The following is a 20,473-nucleotide window of genomic DNA, read 5'->3' as shown; positions in this document are numbered from 1 at the left end:
ATTTTTTTACTTTTAAATATATTAAAAACCTCTTTGTGTTATGCAAAGAGGTTTTTTAGTTTATCAAAAAAATTATATTTTATTATGAAATACTTTGTTTATCAAAAAGGAATTTTAAAACTAATAAATAAAAAGTAAAAATTGAAGTAGTTAAAGCTCCTACAACAAATAAAAACTCTGTTTCAGAAAGTTTAAAACCAAAAAATCCAAAACCTTTTAAAAGAATTACAATAGCTATAAATATTGCCCAAACTGAAGAAAATATAAAAGCTAATTTTGCATTTTTTTCTCTTAAAAAACGCTCAGAAGTTTTATCTAATTTTTTTATAATATGTTCTTCATGCTGTATATGCTCTTGAATACTCTGAATTTCACCTATAAAAAGAGATGCATCTTCCTTGGTTGATTTAGAATCTACATTTGCATCAATATCTTCAATAGGCTTTGATTTAAAAAACTTATTTGCTTTTTCTCCAATATTATCCATTTACTTTATTTTGATAGTATTCCTTTATCAATCCATCATTTATTTTGGTAAATACCTGACCGTTAAATGTTTTATCCCAAGGAGTATTTTTTTCGTGTGTTTTTGATGATAATTGACTACCATCAAATTTTTTATATGCATTCCAAACAGCTTCAATAAATTTATCATCATCTTTTGATAAATTATTTTGAGAATACATCTCTATAAAATTAAAATCGTTACTAGAAAAATCAACTCTTTTAATTATATGATATAAATCGGGAATAACAGGACCGTACTTCCAAGCTTCAATAGTATTGCTAAAAAGAGGCTTTTCTGAAAAAGCTAAATAATAACCATGAGCAATATATGTAAGTTTTAATAACTTCATCGGAGTCATAGAAATACCTTCTTCCTTAGAAAGATAAACAAATTTCTTAGCTATATCAAAACAGTTATACATTTAATTTATATTAAAGTTATCAACAAATTTATGCAGAATTATTGAATAAGTAATATTTTTATTTTAAAAAACCTTCTAAAAAGAAACGTTTACTTATTAATATTTTGACAATACGCTATTAATGTATAGATTTGGTATATTTTTAACTAAAAAATGCTTCATTGAAAAATCAATTTAGCTTAGAAATTAACACACCCTGTTCAGAAAAATTTAATGAATTTAAACCTACAAAATTAGGTGGTTTTTGTAATTCTTGTAATAAAGAAGTTATTGATTTTACAAAAATGACCACACAAGAAATTAGTCATTATTTTAAAAATAATACATCAAAAAATACTTGTGGACAGTTTAATAAAAAACAATTAACAACTTATAACGAAAAACCTATCCGAAGAAAAAAATATGGTTTTTTAGCAACTTTCGGACTTGCTATATTGTCTTTATTTTCTTTTGATACAACTCAAGCACAAGAAGGAAATACGCCTATTGATAAAAATAATATCGACCTAAATAATCAAGGTTATGATATTCTTGTAAGAGGAGTTGTTTCTGATGAATCAGGACCTTTGCCAGGTGCAAGTGTTATTTTAGAAGGAACTGATATTAGTACAGAAACAGATTTTGATGGTAATTTTACATTTCCAAAATTACTGAAAAAAGGAGATATTTTAATTTTTAGTTTTATAGGGTTGGAAAATAAAAAAGTAATAATTCAAAATAATAAATCTGTTCGTGCTATAAATTTAAAAGTTGGTATGACTTTAGATTCTTGCATATTAGCAGGTAAAGTCGCTGTTAAAAAAGTGTATAGTTCTAAAAAATCTTAAAAATAAATTAGAATGAAAAAAAGTATCGGCTTGTTTTTTATTATTTATATCAATTTAATAAATGCTCAAATATCAGATTTTAAAGATATTAATTTTACCAAAGCCGATAATATTGCAAAACTAAATTGTAATGAAAACCTAAAAAACTTACCTCTATTATGTTATAAATTAACGCATAAACTAAATACCGATGTTGAAAAATTTAGAGCTATTTATACATGGGTTACTACAAATATTAAAGGAGATTCTAAAGTTCATAACAAAGTAACTAAAATGCGTAAAAAGTTTAAAAATGATAGTGTTTCTTTATCCAATTGGAATACTACTTATAAAAAAATCGTATTTAAAAAATTGGTGAAACATCAAAAAACAATGTGTACTGGCTATGCCTACTTAATTAAAGAAATGGCTACTATTGTAAATATTGAATCTAAAATTATTAATGGTTACGGCAGAACAGTATCTTCTAATATTGATACGCTAGAAAATATAAATCATTCTTGGAATTCGGTTAAACTTAACAACAAATGGTATTTATGTGATGCTACGTGGTCTAGCGGATATTTTGACGAAAATAATTCTTTTATTACCGATTATAATACAGGTTACTTTTTAACAGACCCTGTATTATTTTCTAAAAATCATTATCCTTTTCAAAAAAAATGGTTTTTAAATGCGAAACAAACCGTCTCTAATTTTGTTGAATCTCCTATTATTTATGGTGAAATTTTTAAATATCAAATAACTTCATTGTTTCCTAAAAAAATGAAGTTAACCATAAATAAAAAAGAATCAGTACTCTTTAAATTAAATTCACTAAAAAATAATTCATCAAAAAAAATTACGCTAGTACACTTTTTAGGTAATACTATTAAGAAACTAAAAATTGATGACCTCAATAAAAACGACCATACAATTACTTTTAAACACAAATTCAAAAGGAAAGGTACTTATGATGTACATCTAAAAATTGATGATGATATTATTGCTACTTATATTGTAAAAGTTATCTAGCCCCGATTGAAGCAATTGTTTGAGCTCCTTTTTGTTTTTTTCAAACAAAAAGAGCGAGTGCGGAAAGCGGGAAATTGCTTCAAAAAAAATTATATTTTAATAAATCTACTTACTAAATTATTTATCTGTTCTGAAATTGATAATTTAATCACTATAAATAAATACACAGGAATAATTATAATACTTTTTAAAATGATGTTAACTAATGGATCGATTCTAATGCTTTTTATTGAAAATTCAGGTATAGAAAAGTTCCAGAAATAAAAAGATAAAAACAATACTAAAATGATTAAAGTCATTTGTAATGTTTTTAAGGTATAAGGAAACATTTTTAATTTATTGTTTACAAACCAAAGCTTAAAAGCATTAAAAGTTAACACGGCTAACAAAGTTGCTAAGGCTAATCCTTCTGTTCCCATTCCTATATCGTTATAGAAAAAAATATTTAGGTAAGTAACCATAAATGCCATTCCTAATCCGATAGGCATGGTAATTCTATAAAATTTTGAATTTTGAATAATAGCACCATTATTTCCTAAAGACATCATAAATAATTTTGCTCCCGAAATTAATAAAACGACTAAACCACCGCCAGCATAATTTTTATTAGGCATTATTTTAAATAATTCATCAACATTACAGTTAACCAAAATAAAAAATAAACCTCCAACTAATAATAAATTGATAGCACTTTTATGATACAAACTATTTGTTTCTTTTTTATTATTTTCGTTAATAGCTTTTGATGTTAATGGCTGTAAAATTTGCCCCATCGCCCTACTTGGCGCTTCAATAAAACTTCCTATAAATAATGCTACTCCGTAATATGCAGCGGTTGCAAAACCTTCTTTTCCAGGTATCATTACTTTATCAATATCTAAAACTAATGCACCTGCACTTCCTGCTAAAAGAATATAAAATGAATAACGTAAAACTTCTTTAAAATTATAAGGCAATGTAAAACTTAGCTTAGGTGTATACAATTTAAACGCATAAAATAGCATCAAAAAAGTTCGTATTATATAGGCTAATACCATATAATATAAAAATTCTTGTTTGGTTATGATATCAAAATTCACAGCAAATAATAAAGTCATAATAGCGACTCTGTTATAAAGTTCTTTTAAAATATTCCCAAAAACCGATTGCATTTGTACTTTTGCCCACGAATAAAAGACTTCAAAATACGCACAACAAACGGCAATTATATAGATATAAATAGTGTAATTTTCGATAATTAAATTACCTTCAACATTACTTTTTGCAATATAACTCATAATTAAATTATGAAAAATATCCCAACAAAAACCAATAGGCAAGGCTACTAATAAGGGTAAAAAAAGTATGGAACTTAAAAAACTATCTTTTTCTTTTTTGGTTTTATAGGCAGAAAAAAACTTAATAATAGTAAATTGAATACCTAATGCCATAACAGGCATTAATAAATTAGAGGCTGCAAATACATACGTTGCTAAACCGTAATATTCATCTTTTAAAAAACGAGCATATAAAAAAATGGTATTTATTCCACCAATTAAAAATCCTAAATAGATAATTATGGTGTTTTTAAGTGATTGTTTTAATACGATTCCCAATTTATGCGTTTATTAATTTAATGATTGATTGATATATTTTTTCGCCAACATTATTACCGTATAATTCTTCTTTAAAACTCTTTTTTAAATTTAAAAAATCGGTATAAGCAGTCGTTATTTCTTGCGGATTTGTAGCCGTAATTTTAGCATAACCATTACTTACAAGCTCTGTCCATTCAGTTTCTTCTCTGGCAATAATGCAATATTTTTTATTAAAAAATGCTTCTTTTTGAAGTCCGCCACTATCAGTAACAACTAAAGCACAATTTTTTAAAAGCTCTAGCATATCAAAATAACCAACAGGTTTTATAAAAGTAATATTCGGTTTTAATCCGTATAAATCGAGCATTTTTTTTGTCCGAGGATGCAAGGGCGTGACCACTTTTTTTGTTTTATTGATTTCTTCTAACCCTAAAAAAACGTTGGTCAATTTTTGTTTATCATCCGTATTTTCTTGCCTGTGAATCGTAGCTAATACAAACTCATTCTTTGTTAAGTTTAAATCAGCAATAACTGTTGATTTTTCTTCGGAAAAAGCACCGTAAAACTCCACAGCATCTTTCATAATATCGCCGTGTTGCTCGATTTTAATAACTAAATTATCAAAACCTTCTTGTTTTAAATTATCGATAGCAACTTGTGTTGGGCAACTTAATAAATCGGCAATTCTATCGGTTATAATTCTGTTTATTTCTTCGGGCATTTGCATATTATACGAACGTAATCCCGCTTCTATATGCACTACTTTTATATGTAATTTCTTTGCTGATAAAGCTCCTGCAACCGTAGAATTTGTATCGCCATAAACCACAATTGCATCTGGTTTTTCAGCGATTAAAATTTCTTCAATTTTTTCTAGCATTTGCCCTGTCATCGCACCGTGATTTAAACCATTGATGTTTAAATTATATTTTGGCTTCGGAATTTGCATTTCATCAAAAAAAACAGCGCTCATATTGGCATCAAAATGTTGCCCTGTATGCACAATTATTTCTTCAATTTCTTCGTGATTTTTTATAACTCGGCTTAGTACTGCTCCTTTTACAAACTGAGGTCTGGCTCCTAATATGGTGACTATTTTTTTCAAGAATTTACTACTTGTTTAAGTATTACTGATAATTGTTTAGTTAACTCTTTTCGATGGTATTGCTCAATATTTTTTGATGAAACTTCCAACCTGTTTTCTTTGTAACTTTTATACAAATTTAAAACCGATTTTTTAATTGCTTCTTTATCGTCAAAATCAACAATAATTCCCGAATTAGTGTTTTTTAAGATTTCTGCTAAATCGCCATCTTCAGGACCGATTGCTAAGATAGGTCGTTTTGCTTGTAAATACTCAAAAATTTTACCTGTTATAATTCCCTTAGCACTTGGAACTTTATTTACAGCAAGCAATAAAACTTGTGAATTACGCTGATATTTTTGTACTTCTTTATGTGGAACGTAATTTGTTTTTTGAACATTTTTAAATTGATATTTTTCTAAATCAGCAATTACATCATCAGATAGTTTACCGATTAGTTTTATCTCTAAATCATTTTTAAAAGCATTATTTTCTTCGGATAATTCAGCTAAAGCCTTCCATAAAATAATCGGATTTCTATCAGAATTCATCAAACCGATATGTGTTATTGAGAATTTATCATCTAAAACAATATTATTCTTTTCATTTTCTGATGAATCATATCCATTGGTTACTACATGAATATTTTTTGAAAATTTCTTATAATTTTCTTTCATAGTTTCACCAACTACAAGTGTTGCATCAGCATTTTTCAAAACTTGTTGTTCTAATTGATGATGTTTTTTAATGGCTTTTTTAGTTAATGGTAATTGATGAAAATAATCAATATCCGTCCAAGGATCACGAAAATCAGCAATCCATTTTATGTTTAATTTTTTCTTTAATTTCAAGCCGATTAAATGCAAACTATGCGGAGGTCCTGTGGTAATAATGGCATCAATATTATTTTCTGATAAATATTTTTCTAAATATTTCACTGATGGTTTAATCCAAAATTTACGAGCATCAGGAATAAAATAATTTGCTCTTATATATTGTAATATTTTTCCAAAAAAAGTTGGATTCGGATTTAAAAAACCAGCACTTGTTTTAGTTTCCTTTTTTTAAATATCGATAAAAAATCGTTCGGTTCATAAATTGATTTTTTAATAACTTCTAAATTATCGGGAACATCACTTTTTAAAGATGCATCAATAATAGGGTACTTCGCTTCATCTACCGTATATACTACAGGTTCGATATTAAAATCACGTAAATATTTTACAAATTTCAACCAGCGTTGTACTCCCGAACCTCCTGCAGGAATCCAATAATAAGTAATAATTAGTACTTTCAAATTATAAGTTAGTGTATAAATCTATTAATTCTTTCGATGTTTTATCCCAAGTAAAAGAGTTATTTACAAACTCCTTTCCATTAATTGCTAACGTTTCTCTTAAAGAAGTATTATTATATAATTCCAAAATTTTTGTTGTAAAATCGGCTACATTTTTTGCCTCATGTACCAAACCTGAATTTACACGTTTCACTAAATTTTCTTGAGCTGTTGCGTTACTTACCAATAACGGTATTCCTAAACTCATATATTGAAACAACTTGTTTGCGTACGTTGTATCGTGATGAATATTTCGGTGTAAAGGCGATAAACAAATATCGCTATTAACAATATAATTTTGAAATGTACTTTCGTTTTGCCACCCTTCAAAAATAACTACCTTATTTAACGCTAACTTATTTACAATATTTTCAAGTTCTGAACTTACTTTCCCAACAATTACAAATCGTATATTTTTAATACTTTTCTGTAATTCTGGTAAACTTTCTATAACTGTTTTCAAACCTCTTCTTTCGCCTGTATCACCGATATATAATAAATTGAAAATTGTATTATTTTTAGCTGATGTTTCAATGTTCTGATAAAAAGATTTTCGAACCGTATTAGGAACAACTGCTATATTTTGAGCTTTTATTTGAGTTCTGGTTAACACCTCTTTTTTAGCTTCTTCGGTTACAACAATCAGTTTTGATGCTTTATTTATTAATTCAGCTTCTTTACGTTGCCATTTTTTTACTGATATTAAAACATTGGCAGGAAACTTTTTTAAATGCGGATAAAACTTCATTATCTGCGGACGATTTTCGTGTAAATCTAACACTACAGGAAGTTGCTTTTTATTCGCTAAAAAAACAGCTTCAGCAACAACCATATCGTGTACATGAATTACATCGATTTTATAAACAGCTAAAAAATCAGCAATTTTATTTTTCATCAAATAAGAATAAAACAGAATTGTATAGGCTAAAGCCGATAATTTGTATTCTATTTTATTTGATGAATATCTGACTACTTCAATTCCACTTATAAGTTCATTTTTTTTTGATTTCCGTAAGTTAAGCAAAACAAAAACACTTGATGTCCTTGTTTTAACAACTCAATTGCTTCGTTTTCAACTCTAGGATCAGGCGGAAATGTTTTATCTAAAATCATTCCTATCCTCTTGCCTATTTTGATGTCTTTTTTCATCTTTTTACGACTCTTTTTCTGCGTACACAGCGTAATATCTTGGCGTAAATTTTCTTAAAATAGGTCTAATTCCTATTTGATTTATAGGGCTTGTCCATTTATTAGTATCTAAAATTTTCCAGCCTGATTTTTCTAATAACCAATCGTATTGCCAATCTTCAAATTCATGATAATGTCTGTCCCACATATCAGTTTTACTTCTGTATGCATCAACAAACCATAATTTTAAAGGTACAGTTGTTACAATTTTTGTAGTTTCAATAGCTTTTAAAACATTAAAAGGAGCTATTAAATGTTCAAAAATTTCAAAAGCTGTTACAACATCTACTTTATAATTTTTAACTATTTCGGGCAACAAATCTAAATCTTCACCTTCTGTGTTATAAACCGTATAACCATTTTCTTCCATAATTTCAGAAAAAGGATTTCGAACACCTAAATCTAAAATAACTGCGGGTGCAGGCACATTTTTCTTTAAAAATTCTAATGTATGATGATATCTTTTTTTAGGGATTTTTTTGTACATTTTTAGTATTTAAACAACAATTTTAAGTTTACTTTTTTCTTTTTTTCTTTCGGATAAAAAACCATCCCATCGGAATAAACAATAATAAAGCGTATGAAAATAAAGTTATTTTATTTCCTGTTTGTATTATTTTTGGTTCGTATTTAAAAGAAATTTCAATGTTTTCCTTTTGGAACTTCTAAACCTCTTAATACATAATTTACATTATAATGTGGTACTAATTTATTATCAATGTAAGCATTCCAACCATCTTTATAATAAATTTCTGAAAATACAGCAAACTGATTTTCTTGTGTATTTGTTTGATAAATTAAAGTTGTAATATCATTTTTGATTAATGAAATTGTAGCTGTTGAATCTTTTTTAAATTGATTTTTATTCGTGTAATTTTTCGCATTAATTACGGCTGATGTTTTAGTATTCAAACTATCTAAAGCAAATATTTCTTCATCTGCCGATTTAACAATTTTCAGATTATTTACAAACCATGCATTTCCGTTTGCATCCTTATTTTCTTGTAATTTATCATCTCCAACAATAAAGTATTTTGCATTTAACATGTTTAATACTTCAATATTATTTTTAGAAATTTGATAATCAAATAATTCTTGATATCGCTTCATTTTAGCTGCATGATATCCTCCTATCGAATTATGAAAATATGAAGTTCTTCCATCTTGCATAGGATTTACACTAAAATTTGCAACACGATAATGGCTCTTATCTTTTAAAATTTCTTTATCAGTTTGAGTTGCTGTAAACGGTTTTAAAACTTTTCTTGCTGATGTAAAATCTTCTTTATTTACATATTTTATATCAACTGAAACTAAATCGAAAACAATTAAAGCACCTAAAATTATTATAACAGGTACTTGTTTTAATTTTCCTTTCAGATAAAACCATAATAACCCCGCTGATGCTAAAATCAATAAAAAAGAACGAACACTATCTTTAAATAACATGGCTTTTCTGTCAGTAATTAAGGCATCAATTAAAGTTGGTAATTCTTGATATTGCGCATCTCTTAATCCTTCAAAAGCAAATAAACTTGAACCAAAAAGTGCAAATAATAAAGTAATTCCTCCTAAAACATAAAAAGCATTTTTTAAGGCATTTTCTTTTTCTTCGGATGTAACTTTTGATGAAAACAAATCACGTAAAGCAATAATACCTAATAAAGGAACGCATAATTCTGCAATTACTTGAATTGATGAAACTGCTCTAAACTTATTATACAACGGAACATAATCAATAAAAAAGTTAGTGATTCCAGCAAAATTTTTCCCCCAACTTAATACTATTGAAAAAATAGTTGCCGATACTAACCAATATTTTAAACGTCCTTTTACTAAAAAAACTCCTAAAAAAAACAAGAAAAATAAAATTGCCCCAATATATGCGGGTGCTTCTACAATTGGTTGTGTTCCCCAATAAGTTAAAACTTGCTTTGAATACTCTTTAGCAACATTTCTACCTGCATTTTTTTCTAAAGTTTGATAAAAATTAGAATCTGAACTCAATTCTTCAACAGTTCCACCGCCCATAAAACGAGGAATCATCAAATTAAAAGTTTCAGCAATTCCGTAGCTATATTCTGTGATATACGATTTATCTAAACCTGTTGATTTTTCTTTTGGAGAGCCATCTGGGTTAATCGTTAATGCCGATTTTCCTCGAGTACTAAAATCGCCATATTGTTTCATTGACAATAATCTAGTTGAATTTACACCCAAACCAATCGCCATAGCTGTAATTAAAACAACAGCTTGTTTTGTAAATACCGATAAATTTTTAGTTTTAAAAGCTTCAATAAATTCAACAATTGCCAATATCAGTAAGCAAAAACCTAAATAATAGGTCATTTGCGGATGATTTGTGTAAACTTCTAAAGCCATCGCCAAAGCAGTAATTACAAATCCTAACAAATATTTTTTTCTAAAGATGTATAAAACACCCGCAGTTACCATCGGCATATAACCGATTGCGTGGGCTTTTGCATTGTGTCCCGCACCAAAAATAATAATTAAATACGTAGAAAACCCGAAGGATAAACTTCCTAAAACGGCTAATTTCCAATCGACTTTTAAAGCCGTTAATAAGATAAAAAATCCGAAGAAATATAAAAATAAATAATCGGCAGGACGTGGTAAAAAACGAATTGCTTTATCAATATATCTAACAAAATCATTCGGATAATAGGCGCTTACCTGATATGCAGGCATTCCGCTAAAGGCATTTCCTAGCCAATATGGTTCTTCTCCTTTTTCAATTCGATAATCTTTTACTTCTTTTGACATTCCTATAAACTGAGTAATGTCATTCTGTTTTATTTGTTTACCGCTTAAAACTGGGCTAAAATACAACAACGATATAATTACAAAAACAACAAGTGTAATTGCAAAGGGCATCATTTTTTTATAATTCATAATTAGTATAAAAGTTAATCTATTTCTTCAAAATCAACATATTCTCCTACCGAATTATTGCTTTGTTGTATATTTTGTGGTTTTTTATCAACAACTGTTTTTCCTATTTCAACATCACTTTGTTGTTGTTGTTGCTGTTGATTATTAAATTTTTGTTCTGCTTTCTTTTGAACTTTATCTACTGCTTTTTTCAATAAATAAGGTGCAAATAATTTCACTAGAAATTTTATAGCATAATATGCAATAACTAGTATTAATATAGTTCTTAAAAATCCCATAGGTCCAGCTTCATTTATATGTGTCATCTTCACTTTTAATAAAAAATTAATCAAAAATAACAATTTGAAGTAAAAGAAACCGTTAAGAGTTTATAAAACTTATATTAAATAGTAATTTGTATTTTATGTATGTTTGTAGTAATTGTATAAATTGACTTTATAACATGATTAAGAAACTTCTTTTACTTTTTGCTTTTTGTGCTGTATTAACTGTAAATGCTCAATATACAACAGTTATAAATTCAAATCGACCTGGCTTTTCAGAAAGTCCATACAGTGTTGGTTCTGGTATTTATCAATTTGAAAGTAGTTTGTTTTTTCGAAAAGCAAATGCTACTCCTACTTTTAGTAATCCAGAAGCTTTAGGTTTAAATCTTTTATTTAGAACTAGCTTTTTTACGGAAAAATTAGAATTTAACTTAAATACAACTTTTCAAAAAGATAAACTTTTTTTAAAAATATTTTTGAATCCTCTGTTAATAAAATAGGTTTAAGTAAACTAACATTAGGAGCTAAATACTTAATTTACACTCCTAAATATGAAGATAAAAAAGAAGAGATTAGAAGCTGGAAAAAAAGACATTCTTTTGATAATAAAAGATGGATTCCTCATGTAGGTATATATGTAGGTGCTAATTTTGGAAGTGTTTTAGGTGATTATTATCAAAAAGGCGGTATTAATGCTAAAGTTGGTCTTTTACTTCAACATGAATTTTCTGATAAATTATACGTAATTACCAATTTTTACTATGATTATATTGGTAGTGATTTTAAAGAACTTTCATATATAATTAGTGCAACTAAAAACCTAAACGATTATTGGTCTGCTTTTGCAGAAATACAAGGAACTTCTGATCAATATCAAAACAAAACAAACGTTGGTGCTGGAGCAGCCTACCTATTTAGTGAAAACTTACAATTTAACGGTACAGTTAGAGGTACTTTACAACAAGAAGAAGTTGGTATGTATGTTGGTTTAGGTGCTTCATATCGATTAAATAAGCATCAAGATAAATTTATAGAAGTTGATGAGTTTGATAATAAAATAGAAGAACAAAAAGACGAAAAATACGATGAAGATAAAGGCTTCTTTGGTCGTATAATTGCGAAAATAACTGGATTATTTAAAAAGAAAGATAAACAAAAAGTAACAATAAAAGACGGAGATAAAGAAGAAGAAATAATAATTGAAAAACCAAGAAGAGAACGTTCTAAGTCGTTAATTGATGTTATTACTAAAGAAGATAAAAAAGAAAAGAAAAAAACAAGTAAAGCAGAGAAAAGAGCAATTAAAAAAGCTAAAAAAGCTATTAAACGAAAAGAAAAAGAACGTTTAAAACAAGAAAAAAACCTTATTAAAGACAAGGAGAAAGAAGTTAAACAAAAAGAAAAAGAGCGATTAAAACTTCAAAAAGATATTAAAAAAGAGGAAGAAAAAGAAATTAAACGTAAAGAAAAAGAACGTTTAAAACTAGAAAAAGAAATAAAAAAACTTGAAGACGATTTAAAAAAGGAAGACGAAAAAGAAGAAAAAAAGGACGATTAAAAATCTTACATTTGCTGTATGATTAAAATTAAAGAAATATTTTCAAGAAAGGAAATGAAACAATTTGTTAAATTTCCTTTTTCTCTTTATAAAGATAATAAGAACTGGGTTCCCCCTATTATTAGTGATGAAGTTGATAATTTTGATAAAGACAAAAATCCTGTTTTTGAATACGCAAAAGCACACTTTTTTATCGCATTAAAAAATGATAAAATTGTTGGAAGAATAGTTGCTATTATCAACACTTATGAAGTAGAAAAACAAGGTATAAAAAAATTGCGATTTGGCTGGTTTGATGCCATTGATGATATAAAAGTAACAGAAGCATTATTAAATAAAGCTAAAGAAATTGGTATTCAAAACAATTTAGACTTCATTGAAGGACCTGTTGGTTTTAATAACCTAGATAAAACAGGTGTACTTGTTGAAGGTTTTGATCATATCGGTACAATGATTACGTGGTATAATCACCCTTATTATTCACAGCATTTTGAAAAATTAGGTTTCAAAAAAGAAAAAGAATACTTAGAGAATAAATTTCTTTTTAAAAATGTAGACGGCGTAAAATATGGAAAAGCAAGTAGTTTAATCCAAAGACGCTACGGATTAAGACCCTTAGATTTTACTAAAACAAAAGATATATTACCTTATGTAGATGAAATGTTTGATGTATTTAGCAAAGCATACTCGAAATTATCAACGTATGTTCCTATTTCAGATGCACAAATAAAACACTTCAAAGAAAAATATATCAGCTTTATTAATCCTGAATATATAAAATTTGTAGTAGATAAAAATGATAAATTAGTTGCATTTGCTATTGTGATGCCTTCTTTTTCTATTGCTTTACAAAAAGCAAAAGGAAATCTTTTACCTTTCGGATTATTTCATTTATTAAATGCTCGAAAAAACTCAAAAGATGTTACTTTTTATCTAATTGGTGTTGATCCTGAATATCAAAATAAAGGTGTTATTGCGATTATTTTTAAACAGTATTGTAATACGTTTGCTAAAAAAGGAATCGTAAACTGTATTAGAACACCAGAATTAGAAGATAACACAGCTATCCATCAAATATGGAAAGACTTTGACCCGACAACACACAAAAGAAGAAGAACTTATAAACTTAATTTGTAATGCAATTATTTTTCAACCCTAATATTACTAAAGAAACCAAACAAATTACTTTTGATAAAGAAGAAAGTAGGCACATTGTTCGTGTTTTAAGAAAAAAAGAAGGTGATTTATTACATATAACTAACGGTGCTGGATTTTTATTTTTTGTAGAAATAACTATTGCAAATGATAAAAGATGTCTTACAACTGTTGTAAAACATTGAAAACAAGCCTAATAATAGAGATTATTATTTACACCTTGCCATTGCTCCAACTAAAAACAATGACCGTTTAGAATGGTTCTTAGAAAAAGCAACAGAAATTGGTATTGATGAAATTACACCTATTATTTGTGATAATTCAGAAAGAAAAATAATAAAAATTGATCGATTGGCTAAAATAGTACAATCAGCAATGAAGCAATCATTACAATTTACACTTCCAAAACTGAATAATCCAATAAAATTTTCAGAATTTATAAAACAAAATTTTACAGAAGAAATATACATTGCTCACTGTGAAGAAAATATAGAGAAGAAATTTTTACAAAATAGTGTGCAAAAAAACGGAAAATATACTGTTTTAATTGGTCCTGAAGGTGATTTTTCATCAAAAGAAATTGAAACCTCATTATCATCAAATTTTCTTCCTATTTCATTAGGTGAAAATCGTCTTCGTACAGAAACTGCAGGTTTAAATGTAGTGCAAAGTATTGCTTTTATACATCAGTAATTGATTTTTTGTATATTTGGTTAAAACTACAATAATTGAATATCAAGGACTTATTTAACCTCTTTTTAATTTTTAGCGCGCTACATGGCGTTGCTTTTAGCATTATTCTTTTTTGTTCAAAAAAGGGAAGAGAAAAAAGTATGCGTTATTTATTTTTTTTGATACTTACTATTTCTTTAAATAACATACAAGATTGGATTTTAGAAAACAATTTATTTCAACATAAATTTTCGTTAGATTATTTACAAATCCCTTGGCACTTTTTAGCAATGCCTTTTTTGTATATGTTTTTAATTCATTATCTAAATTTAGCTAAAAAAGCAATTAATATTTTAAAAATAATACTTCCTTTATTTTTAATTATAGTAGTTATTCAAATTATTTTTGTTTATCACTACAGTGTTACCATTAAAACCTCTATTCAAAAATTAGATTATATTTATGAAAAATATACTTCTTTTGAAGAAATGTTTAGTTTACTTGTTTCATTAAGTATCTTTAGTTATTCCTTTTATATTCTTTATAAAAAGGAAAAAATGTTCCCTAAAATATTATCATTTGATAATTTAAAATGGATTCATACTTTTTTTAAACTTACAACTATTGGATATACATTATGGATACTTGCATTGATTATTAAAATAAGAATGAACTTTACTGGCTTTATATTTTCTTACTATCCTCTTAGGGTTTATACCACTTTACTTATTTATTGGTTAGGTTATCAAGGATTAAAACAGATAAGAATATTAAACGAACGTAAACAAATAAGAGAATTATTATTACTAGTAGTTAATTCAAATATAAACTTCACTAAAACGACTAAATTAAATACTAAAAACACAACTTCTAAAAAACATGAAATACAATTTTTAGAAATAGATACATTTATTAATCATAATAAAAAATTCTTATTACCTAAATATACTTTACTAAATTTATCAAAAGACACTAAATTAAGTTCAAGTACACTTTCTTTAATTATCAATAATATTGCAGGTAAATCTTTTACAGATTACCTGAACGAAAAAAAATAACACAAGCAAAACTACTTTTAGTTGACCCTCATTATTCAAAATATACTATTACTGCTATAGGCTTAGAATCTGGATTTAATTCAAAGTCAACATTTTTCACTGTCTTTAAAAAACAGGTAGGGTATACACCTGTGCAGTTTAAAAATTCAACATCAATTACAAATCAGTTAAATAAGACTTAAAAAAGTACAAAAACATATAAAATTGATGATTTCACACTCTTTTTCATATAAATAATATTATATTTGTTTAAGAAAATTTTTGAAGGGGTTTTCTATTTTACATACAACTTTAAAGAAGTTATTAAGATTATTCTTAATGATGAAAAAGAAGAGTACTGTACTAAAACACCAATAGCAATATTGGTGTTTTTTATTGTTCTTTTATTATCTTGATATCATATAACTAAATTACTAAATGAAAAATATACTATTTTTACTTTTATTTATTAGTCATACTTTTATTTTTGCTCAGCAAGTAGCTATTTTAAAATATAAAGGTGGTGGTGATTGGTATGCTAACCCAACAGCTTTACCTAATTTAATAGAATTTAGTAACACCAATGCAAATACTTCTATTAACCAAAAAATTCAAACAGTAACCCTTGAAGATAATACGATTTATAATTATCCCATTGTTTTTATTACAGGTCATGGTAATATTTTTTTTCCTGAAGAAGAAGTAACTAATCTTAAAAACTATTTAACTGCTGGTGGATTTTTACACATATCAGACAATTATGGTTTAGATAAATATATTAGAAGAGAGATGAAAAAAGTATTTCCTACTATAAATTTTCAAGAAATACCCAATACACATGCTATTTATCATCAAACATTTCCGTTTACTAAAGGACTTCCTAAAATTCATGAATACGTGACGAAAAATCAGCTCAAGGATTTGGACTTTTTTACAAAGGTAGATTAGTTGTTTTTTATGACTATGAAAGCGATTTAAGTGATGGATGGGAAGATACTTCTATTCATAATAATTCCGAAGAAACAAGACTAACAGCATTAAAAATGGGCGCAAATATTATAGAATATGCTTTTAAACATTAATAACACTGAAATAGATAGTATTAGAATAAACTTTAATTCGGATGCCTTATGGATGTTAAATATTGCTTTAGCTATTATAATGTTTGGTGTTTCTTTAGATGTTAAAATAGCTGATTTTAAAACACTTTTAAAAAACCCTAAAATTATTTTAATTGGTTTGTTATCACAATTTTTTTTGTTACCTTTTTTAACTTTTATTGCAATTTGCATTATTAATCCTCATCCTAGCTTTGCCTTAGGATTGTTATTAATATCAGCTTGTCCTGGAGGGAATACTTCTAATTTCTTTAGTAAAATGGCACATGGAAACACTGCACTATCTGTTAGCTTAACAACCTGTGCTACTATTATTTGTTTAGTTATGACTCCTTTTAATTTACATTTTTGGGGAAGTTTATATGAACCTACAAATATTATTTTAAAAAACATTTCGTTAAATCCGCTAGAATTATTTAAACTTGTTACTCTTCTTTTAGGGCTCCCTTTAACACTAGGAATGACTGTTAATTATTTTTACCCTACAATAGCTAAAAAACTAAATAAATTAATTCGTCCGTTTTCAATGCTATTTTTTATCGCATTAATTGGTATAGCACTCTCTAACAATACATATATCTTTAAAAAGTATGTTACTTTAGTCTTATTTTTAGTTATTTTCCACAATATATATGGTTTTATAATCGGGTATTTAACAGCAAAATCTTTCAAACTTAATAAAAAAGATACTAGAACTATTTCAATGGAAACTGGAATTCAAAATAGCGGATTAGGACTATTACTTGTCTTTACTTTTTTTGAAGATTTAGGAGGAATGGCTTTATTAATTGCCTTTTGGGGTGTTTGGGGATTATCTTCAGGAATTGTTTTATCTACTTATTGGAAATATAAAAAAATAGATCAATAAGATAAAAAAGCACTACTCTGCCATTAAAATAGCATTCTGAATATCATTTTGAATTTTAGTTCGTATGTTGCTTTTAATCAAACCTCTATTTCTCATCGTAGGATATACTCTGTTTGATAAAAAAACATATACAATACCTGTTGCAGGATCTGCCCAAGTATAAGTACCTGTAAAACCACTATGCCCAAAACTTTGATCAGAAACACAACCACAAGTTGCCTTTACCTTAGGATTTAACTGAGGCTTATCAAAACCTAAACCTCTACGAACTCTTTTATTTTCATAGTATCTTTTATTAAATTTTTCGATAGTTTCTGGCTCAAAATATTTTTTATCACCATAAGTTCCTTCTTGTAAAAAAAGTTGCATAATTTTAGCTACATCATTAGCATTAGCAAACAAACCAGCATGGCCACCTACTCCACCAATCATAGCTGCTCCCATATCATGCACATAACCACGTACTAATTGATTTCGGTAATAATTATCACGTTCTGTTGGTACAATATCAGATTTACTAAATTTAGTAAGAGGTAAATAAGTTGTTCTATCAGCTCCTAACGAACTATATAAAAAATCATCAGCCAAAATATTTAATGGTTGTTGATATTTTAACTCTAAAATTTCTTTAAACATATAATAACCAAGATCACTATATTTATAACCTAATCTTTTTCGCTGCTTAGCATCTACAATATGCTTGTATATCGAGTCTTTATAAGTATTTTTTAAATATAAGTTATTAGCGACTTTAATATTAAAGTCGCTTGTTCTTACTTTTCTATAATATTTTTTAGAATTGTTACCTGTTTCATCATCTTTGGTATTTAAATAAAAAGGAATCCAAGAGCGTAAACGCCCGTAATGTGATAATAACTCTTTTAACAACAAAGTATCTTTATTAGAATCTTTATACCTTGGTAAAACATTTCCTAAATTAGAATATAAACTTATTTTTTTTCTTCCTCAGCCTTCATTATCATTGGTAATGATGCTAATATTTTTGTTAAAGAAGCTAAATCATAAATATCAGAACTTTTTACAGCACGTCTTTTTGAAAAAGTATGATATCCAAAACTTTTATTATAGATAACTTTTCCATTTTTAGCTACAAAAACCTGTCCACCTGGCGCCATTTTTTTCATCAAAATAGTATCAATTCTTTTATCTATTATTGATAATTTTTCTGAAGAAACACCTGCTTCTTCAGGAATTGTATATTGTAATACATTAATTCCTTTTACAAAAATACCTGTACCTTCTTGAATATTTCCGTTAATTGAAACAGGTAATTTTCCTTTCAAATCAAAAGCCCCAAATAATGCTTGTGCCGATAGTTCTTGTGATAAAACACTATTCTGATAAGAAACAACAACTCCTTCTATATTTTCAAATGATTTTACCTTCAATAAACTATACGGACTTGTAAATACATCTAAAATAACTTTTTTGTTTCTAGCTATTTCTTGTAACCAAACTAAATTTTTATTCGAAAATTCATATCCTTTCCAAGGATTTTTATTCGATTTATGAAAACCAATAACAACTAGATTAAATTTTTCAAGTTTCTGTAATAATACATTTAAATTATCTGCCGAAACTACCTCAACACTTGTATAATTCTTTAACATTGATACAAATGAATCTCCTTTAGCGTCACCTAAAGATACATATGCTATTTTTTTATCTTTTAAGTTTTTGATTGGCAAAATAGCTTCGTTATTTTTCACAACAGTAATCGCATTCTTCATCAATTTCCTGTGTAAAACCTCATCATATGGTGAATTAATATCCGAAGCAATATTTTCAGTTTCAATAGCTTTATATTTATTTAAACCTACTAGATACTTTGCTTTTAATATTTTTTTTACTGATTTATTTAAACGTTTTTGTGTTAAATCTCCTTTAATTAATGCATCTTTTATCAATCGTATTGTTCCTGGAACATCTTGAGGAATCAGTAATAAATCATTACCAGCTACAAGTGCAGCAACATTAATAGCTGCTGGTGTTGCATAATTAGCCGCACCTTTCATGTTTAAACCATCAGTAATTACAAGACCTTTAAAACCTAATTCTTCTTGTAATAAAGTCGTTACAACATTTTTTGATAATGATGTTGGTAATTTTTCATTCGGCTCTAAAGCCGGAATACTTAAATGTGCTGTCATAACACTTGCTACACCTTCACGAAACATTTTTTTATACGGATGTAACTCTATCGAATCTAAACGAAATTCATCAAAATTAATAGTTGGTAATGTGTGATGTGAATCTGTAGCACTATCACCATGACCAGGAAAATGTTTTGCATTGGCTAACACGCCAACACTTTGCATTCCTTTAGTAAAAGCGATTGCTTTTCGAGTAACGTTTTCTTTGTTCTCTCCAAAAGAGCGATTTCCTATAATAGGATTTTTAGGATTTGTATTGATATCAACTACGGGCGCAAAATTAATATGAATCCCAACTCTTTTACAGTGTTCACCAATTCTTTTACCTGTTGCTTTTAATAGTTTGTCATCTTGAATAGCTCCTAAAGTCATATTCCAAGGGAAACGATAGGTATTTTTCAATCGCATATCTAAACCCCATTCACCATCAAAACCAATCATTAATGGTACTTTTGATATTGCTTGATATTTATTATTTAAAGCGACTTGTTTTTGTGGAGTACCTTGCATAAAAATTAAATTACCAATATGATACTTGTTTATCATATTATTAATAAAATTTTCGTGTTTTTTATCTTTATTAGAATATGCTTGTATCATAAATAACTGTCCAATTTTTTCATCAATTGACATATTATTCATAATACTATCTACCCATTTTTTTTGATTTATGGCATCCTTAGCCAATAATGGGTCGGTTTGTTTTATCTCTGATATTTGTTGAGCTTCTAACGTTTGTATAAACGTTATAGCGAGT

The 20,473-nt window shown here is 27.3% G+C and carries 19 protein-coding genes and 4 pseudogenes; 11 read left to right on the top strand and 12 right to left on the bottom strand.

The window, feature by feature from the left end; all coding sequences use genetic code 11:
- Nucleotides 1–82: 82 nt before the first annotated feature.
- Nucleotides 83–487 carry a hypothetical protein gene (locus PG913_RS03680; protein WP_271231668.1) on the bottom strand — a complete coding sequence of 135 codons (405 nt, stop codon included), beginning with the start codon at nt 485–487 and terminating at the stop codon, nt 83–85.
- Complete coding sequence (locus PG913_RS03675; RefSeq protein WP_271231667.1) at nt 480–929, bottom strand: Panacea domain-containing protein; 450 nt, start codon at nt 927–929, stop codon at nt 480–482. Before PG913_RS03675 ends, PG913_RS03680 begins: the two co-directional genes overlap by 8 nt.
- 161 nt (nt 930–1,090) lie before the next feature.
- Between PG913_RS03675 and PG913_RS03670 the strand changes: the two genes are divergently transcribed.
- Entirely contained in the window at nt 1,091–1,756 is a 666-nt protein-coding gene (locus PG913_RS03670; protein WP_271231666.1) for a carboxypeptidase-like regulatory domain-containing protein, read from the top strand.
- A 12-nt stretch (nt 1,757–1,768) separates the two neighbouring features.
- A complete protein-coding gene (locus PG913_RS03665) occupies nt 1,769–2,770 on the top strand; it encodes a transglutaminase domain-containing protein (RefSeq protein ID WP_271231665.1) in 1,002 nt (333 codons plus the stop codon).
- An 89-nt stretch (nt 2,771–2,859) separates the two neighbouring features.
- Here the strand turns inward: PG913_RS03665 and PG913_RS03660 are convergent, their stop codons facing one another.
- The 9 genes from PG913_RS03660 to PG913_RS03620 all read right to left on the bottom strand — a co-directional run bounded on the left by PG913_RS03660 (nt 2,860) and on the right by PG913_RS03620 (nt 11,173).
- Nucleotides 2,860–4,365, bottom strand: a complete 1,506-nt coding sequence (locus tag PG913_RS03660; RefSeq protein WP_271231664.1) for a lipopolysaccharide biosynthesis protein — start codon at nt 4,363–4,365, stop codon at nt 2,860–2,862.
- 1 nt (nt 4,366) lies between these two features.
- Nucleotides 4,367–5,452 carry a non-hydrolyzing UDP-N-acetylglucosamine 2-epimerase gene (wecB, locus tag PG913_RS03655; protein ID WP_271231663.1) on the bottom strand — a complete coding sequence of 362 codons (1,086 nt, stop codon included), beginning with the start codon at nt 5,450–5,452 and terminating at the stop codon, nt 4,367–4,369.
- Nucleotides 5,449–6,369 (bottom strand): glycosyltransferase, encoded by a 921-nt coding sequence (locus PG913_RS03650; RefSeq protein WP_271231662.1) that lies wholly within the window; start codon nt 6,367–6,369, stop codon nt 5,449–5,451. The genes wecB and PG913_RS03650 overlap by 4 nt, the downstream gene beginning before the upstream one ends.
- Before the next feature lie 92 nt (nt 6,370–6,461).
- The gene (locus PG913_RS03645; protein WP_271231661.1) at nt 6,462–6,728 is read right to left on the bottom strand and encodes a hypothetical protein; all 267 of its coding nucleotides are present in this window, start codon (nt 6,726–6,728) and stop codon (nt 6,462–6,464) included.
- A gap of 1 nt (nt 6,729) precedes the next feature.
- Nucleotides 6,730–7,662, bottom strand: coding sequence for a glycosyltransferase family 4 protein (locus PG913_RS03640; RefSeq protein ID WP_271231660.1), 933 nt, complete (start codon nt 7,660–7,662; stop codon nt 6,730–6,732).
- An 89-nt stretch (nt 7,663–7,751) separates the two neighbouring features.
- A complete protein-coding gene (locus PG913_RS03635) occupies nt 7,752–7,916 on the bottom strand; it encodes a hypothetical protein (RefSeq protein ID WP_271231659.1) in 165 nt (54 codons plus the stop codon).
- Between the two features lie 4 nt (nt 7,917–7,920).
- Nucleotides 7,921–8,442, bottom strand: coding sequence for a class I SAM-dependent methyltransferase (locus tag PG913_RS03630; RefSeq protein WP_271231658.1), 522 nt, complete (start codon nt 8,440–8,442; stop codon nt 7,921–7,923).
- Nucleotides 8,443–8,597: 155 nt separating this feature from the next.
- Nucleotides 8,598–10,853 carry a hypothetical protein gene (locus PG913_RS03625; RefSeq protein WP_333780788.1) on the bottom strand — a complete coding sequence of 752 codons (2,256 nt, stop codon included), beginning with the start codon at nt 10,851–10,853 and terminating at the stop codon, nt 8,598–8,600.
- Between the two features lie 29 nt (nt 10,854–10,882).
- Complete coding sequence (locus PG913_RS03620; RefSeq protein WP_271231657.1) at nt 10,883–11,173, bottom strand: DUF4834 family protein; 291 nt, start codon at nt 11,171–11,173, stop codon at nt 10,883–10,885.
- Between the two features lie 137 nt (nt 11,174–11,310).
- Between PG913_RS03620 and PG913_RS03615 the strand changes: the two genes are divergently transcribed.
- From PG913_RS03615 to PG913_RS03585, 9 genes and pseudogenes are all read left to right on the top strand, one after another.
- Nucleotides 11,311–11,634 (top strand): hypothetical protein, encoded by a 324-nt coding sequence (locus PG913_RS03615; protein WP_271231656.1) that lies wholly within the window; start codon nt 11,311–11,313, stop codon nt 11,632–11,634.
- Nucleotides 11,607–12,083: pseudogene (locus tag PG913_RS13000) on the top strand (transporter); the annotation flags it as partial. The gene PG913_RS03615 and the pseudogene PG913_RS13000, both read left to right, overlap by 28 nt.
- Nucleotides 12,084–12,110: 27 nt before the next feature.
- Entirely contained in the window at nt 12,111–12,692 is a 582-nt protein-coding gene (locus PG913_RS03610; RefSeq protein ID WP_271231655.1) for a hypothetical protein, read from the top strand.
- 18 nt (nt 12,693–12,710) lie between these two features.
- Nucleotides 12,711–13,829, top strand: coding sequence for a GTP cyclohydrolase (locus PG913_RS03605; RefSeq protein WP_271231654.1), 1,119 nt, complete (start codon nt 12,711–12,713; stop codon nt 13,827–13,829).
- Nucleotides 13,829–14,540, top strand: a pseudogene (locus PG913_RS03600) (16S rRNA (uracil(1498)-N(3))-methyltransferase). Before PG913_RS03605 ends, PG913_RS03600 begins: the two are co-directional and overlap by 1 nt.
- A gap of 140 nt (nt 14,541–14,680) precedes the next feature.
- Entirely contained in the window at nt 14,681–15,577 is an 897-nt protein-coding gene (locus tag PG913_RS03595) for a hypothetical protein (protein ID WP_271231653.1), read from the top strand.
- Nucleotides 15,544–15,759 carry a helix-turn-helix domain-containing protein gene (locus tag PG913_RS12995; RefSeq protein WP_408648502.1) on the top strand — a complete coding sequence of 72 codons (216 nt, stop codon included), beginning with the start codon at nt 15,544–15,546 and terminating at the stop codon, nt 15,757–15,759. Before PG913_RS03595 ends, PG913_RS12995 begins: the two co-directional genes overlap by 34 nt.
- Nucleotides 15,760–15,994: 235 nt before the next feature.
- Nucleotides 15,995–16,638, top strand: a pseudogene (locus PG913_RS03590) (DUF4159 domain-containing protein).
- Nucleotides 16,622–17,542 (top strand): bile acid:sodium symporter family protein, encoded by a 921-nt coding sequence (locus PG913_RS03585; RefSeq protein WP_271231652.1) that lies wholly within the window; start codon nt 16,622–16,624, stop codon nt 17,540–17,542. Before PG913_RS03590 ends, PG913_RS03585 begins: the two are co-directional and overlap by 17 nt.
- Nucleotides 17,543–17,554: 12 nt before the next feature.
- Here PG913_RS03585 and PG913_RS03580 read toward each other — a convergent pair.
- Nucleotides 17,555–20,316, bottom strand: a pseudogene (locus tag PG913_RS03580) (glycoside hydrolase family 3 N-terminal domain-containing protein).
- Nucleotides 20,317–20,473: the final 157 nt, after the last annotated feature.

Origin of the sequence: Tenacibaculum pacificus (genome assembly GCF_027941775.1) — a bacterium.
In the GTDB taxonomy this organism is placed as follows: domain Bacteria; phylum Bacteroidota; class Bacteroidia; order Flavobacteriales; family Flavobacteriaceae; genus Polaribacter; species Polaribacter pacificus_A.
The sequence above is the reverse complement of the archived record's forward strand: the minus strand, read 5'-3'. Positions and strand labels throughout refer to the sequence as shown.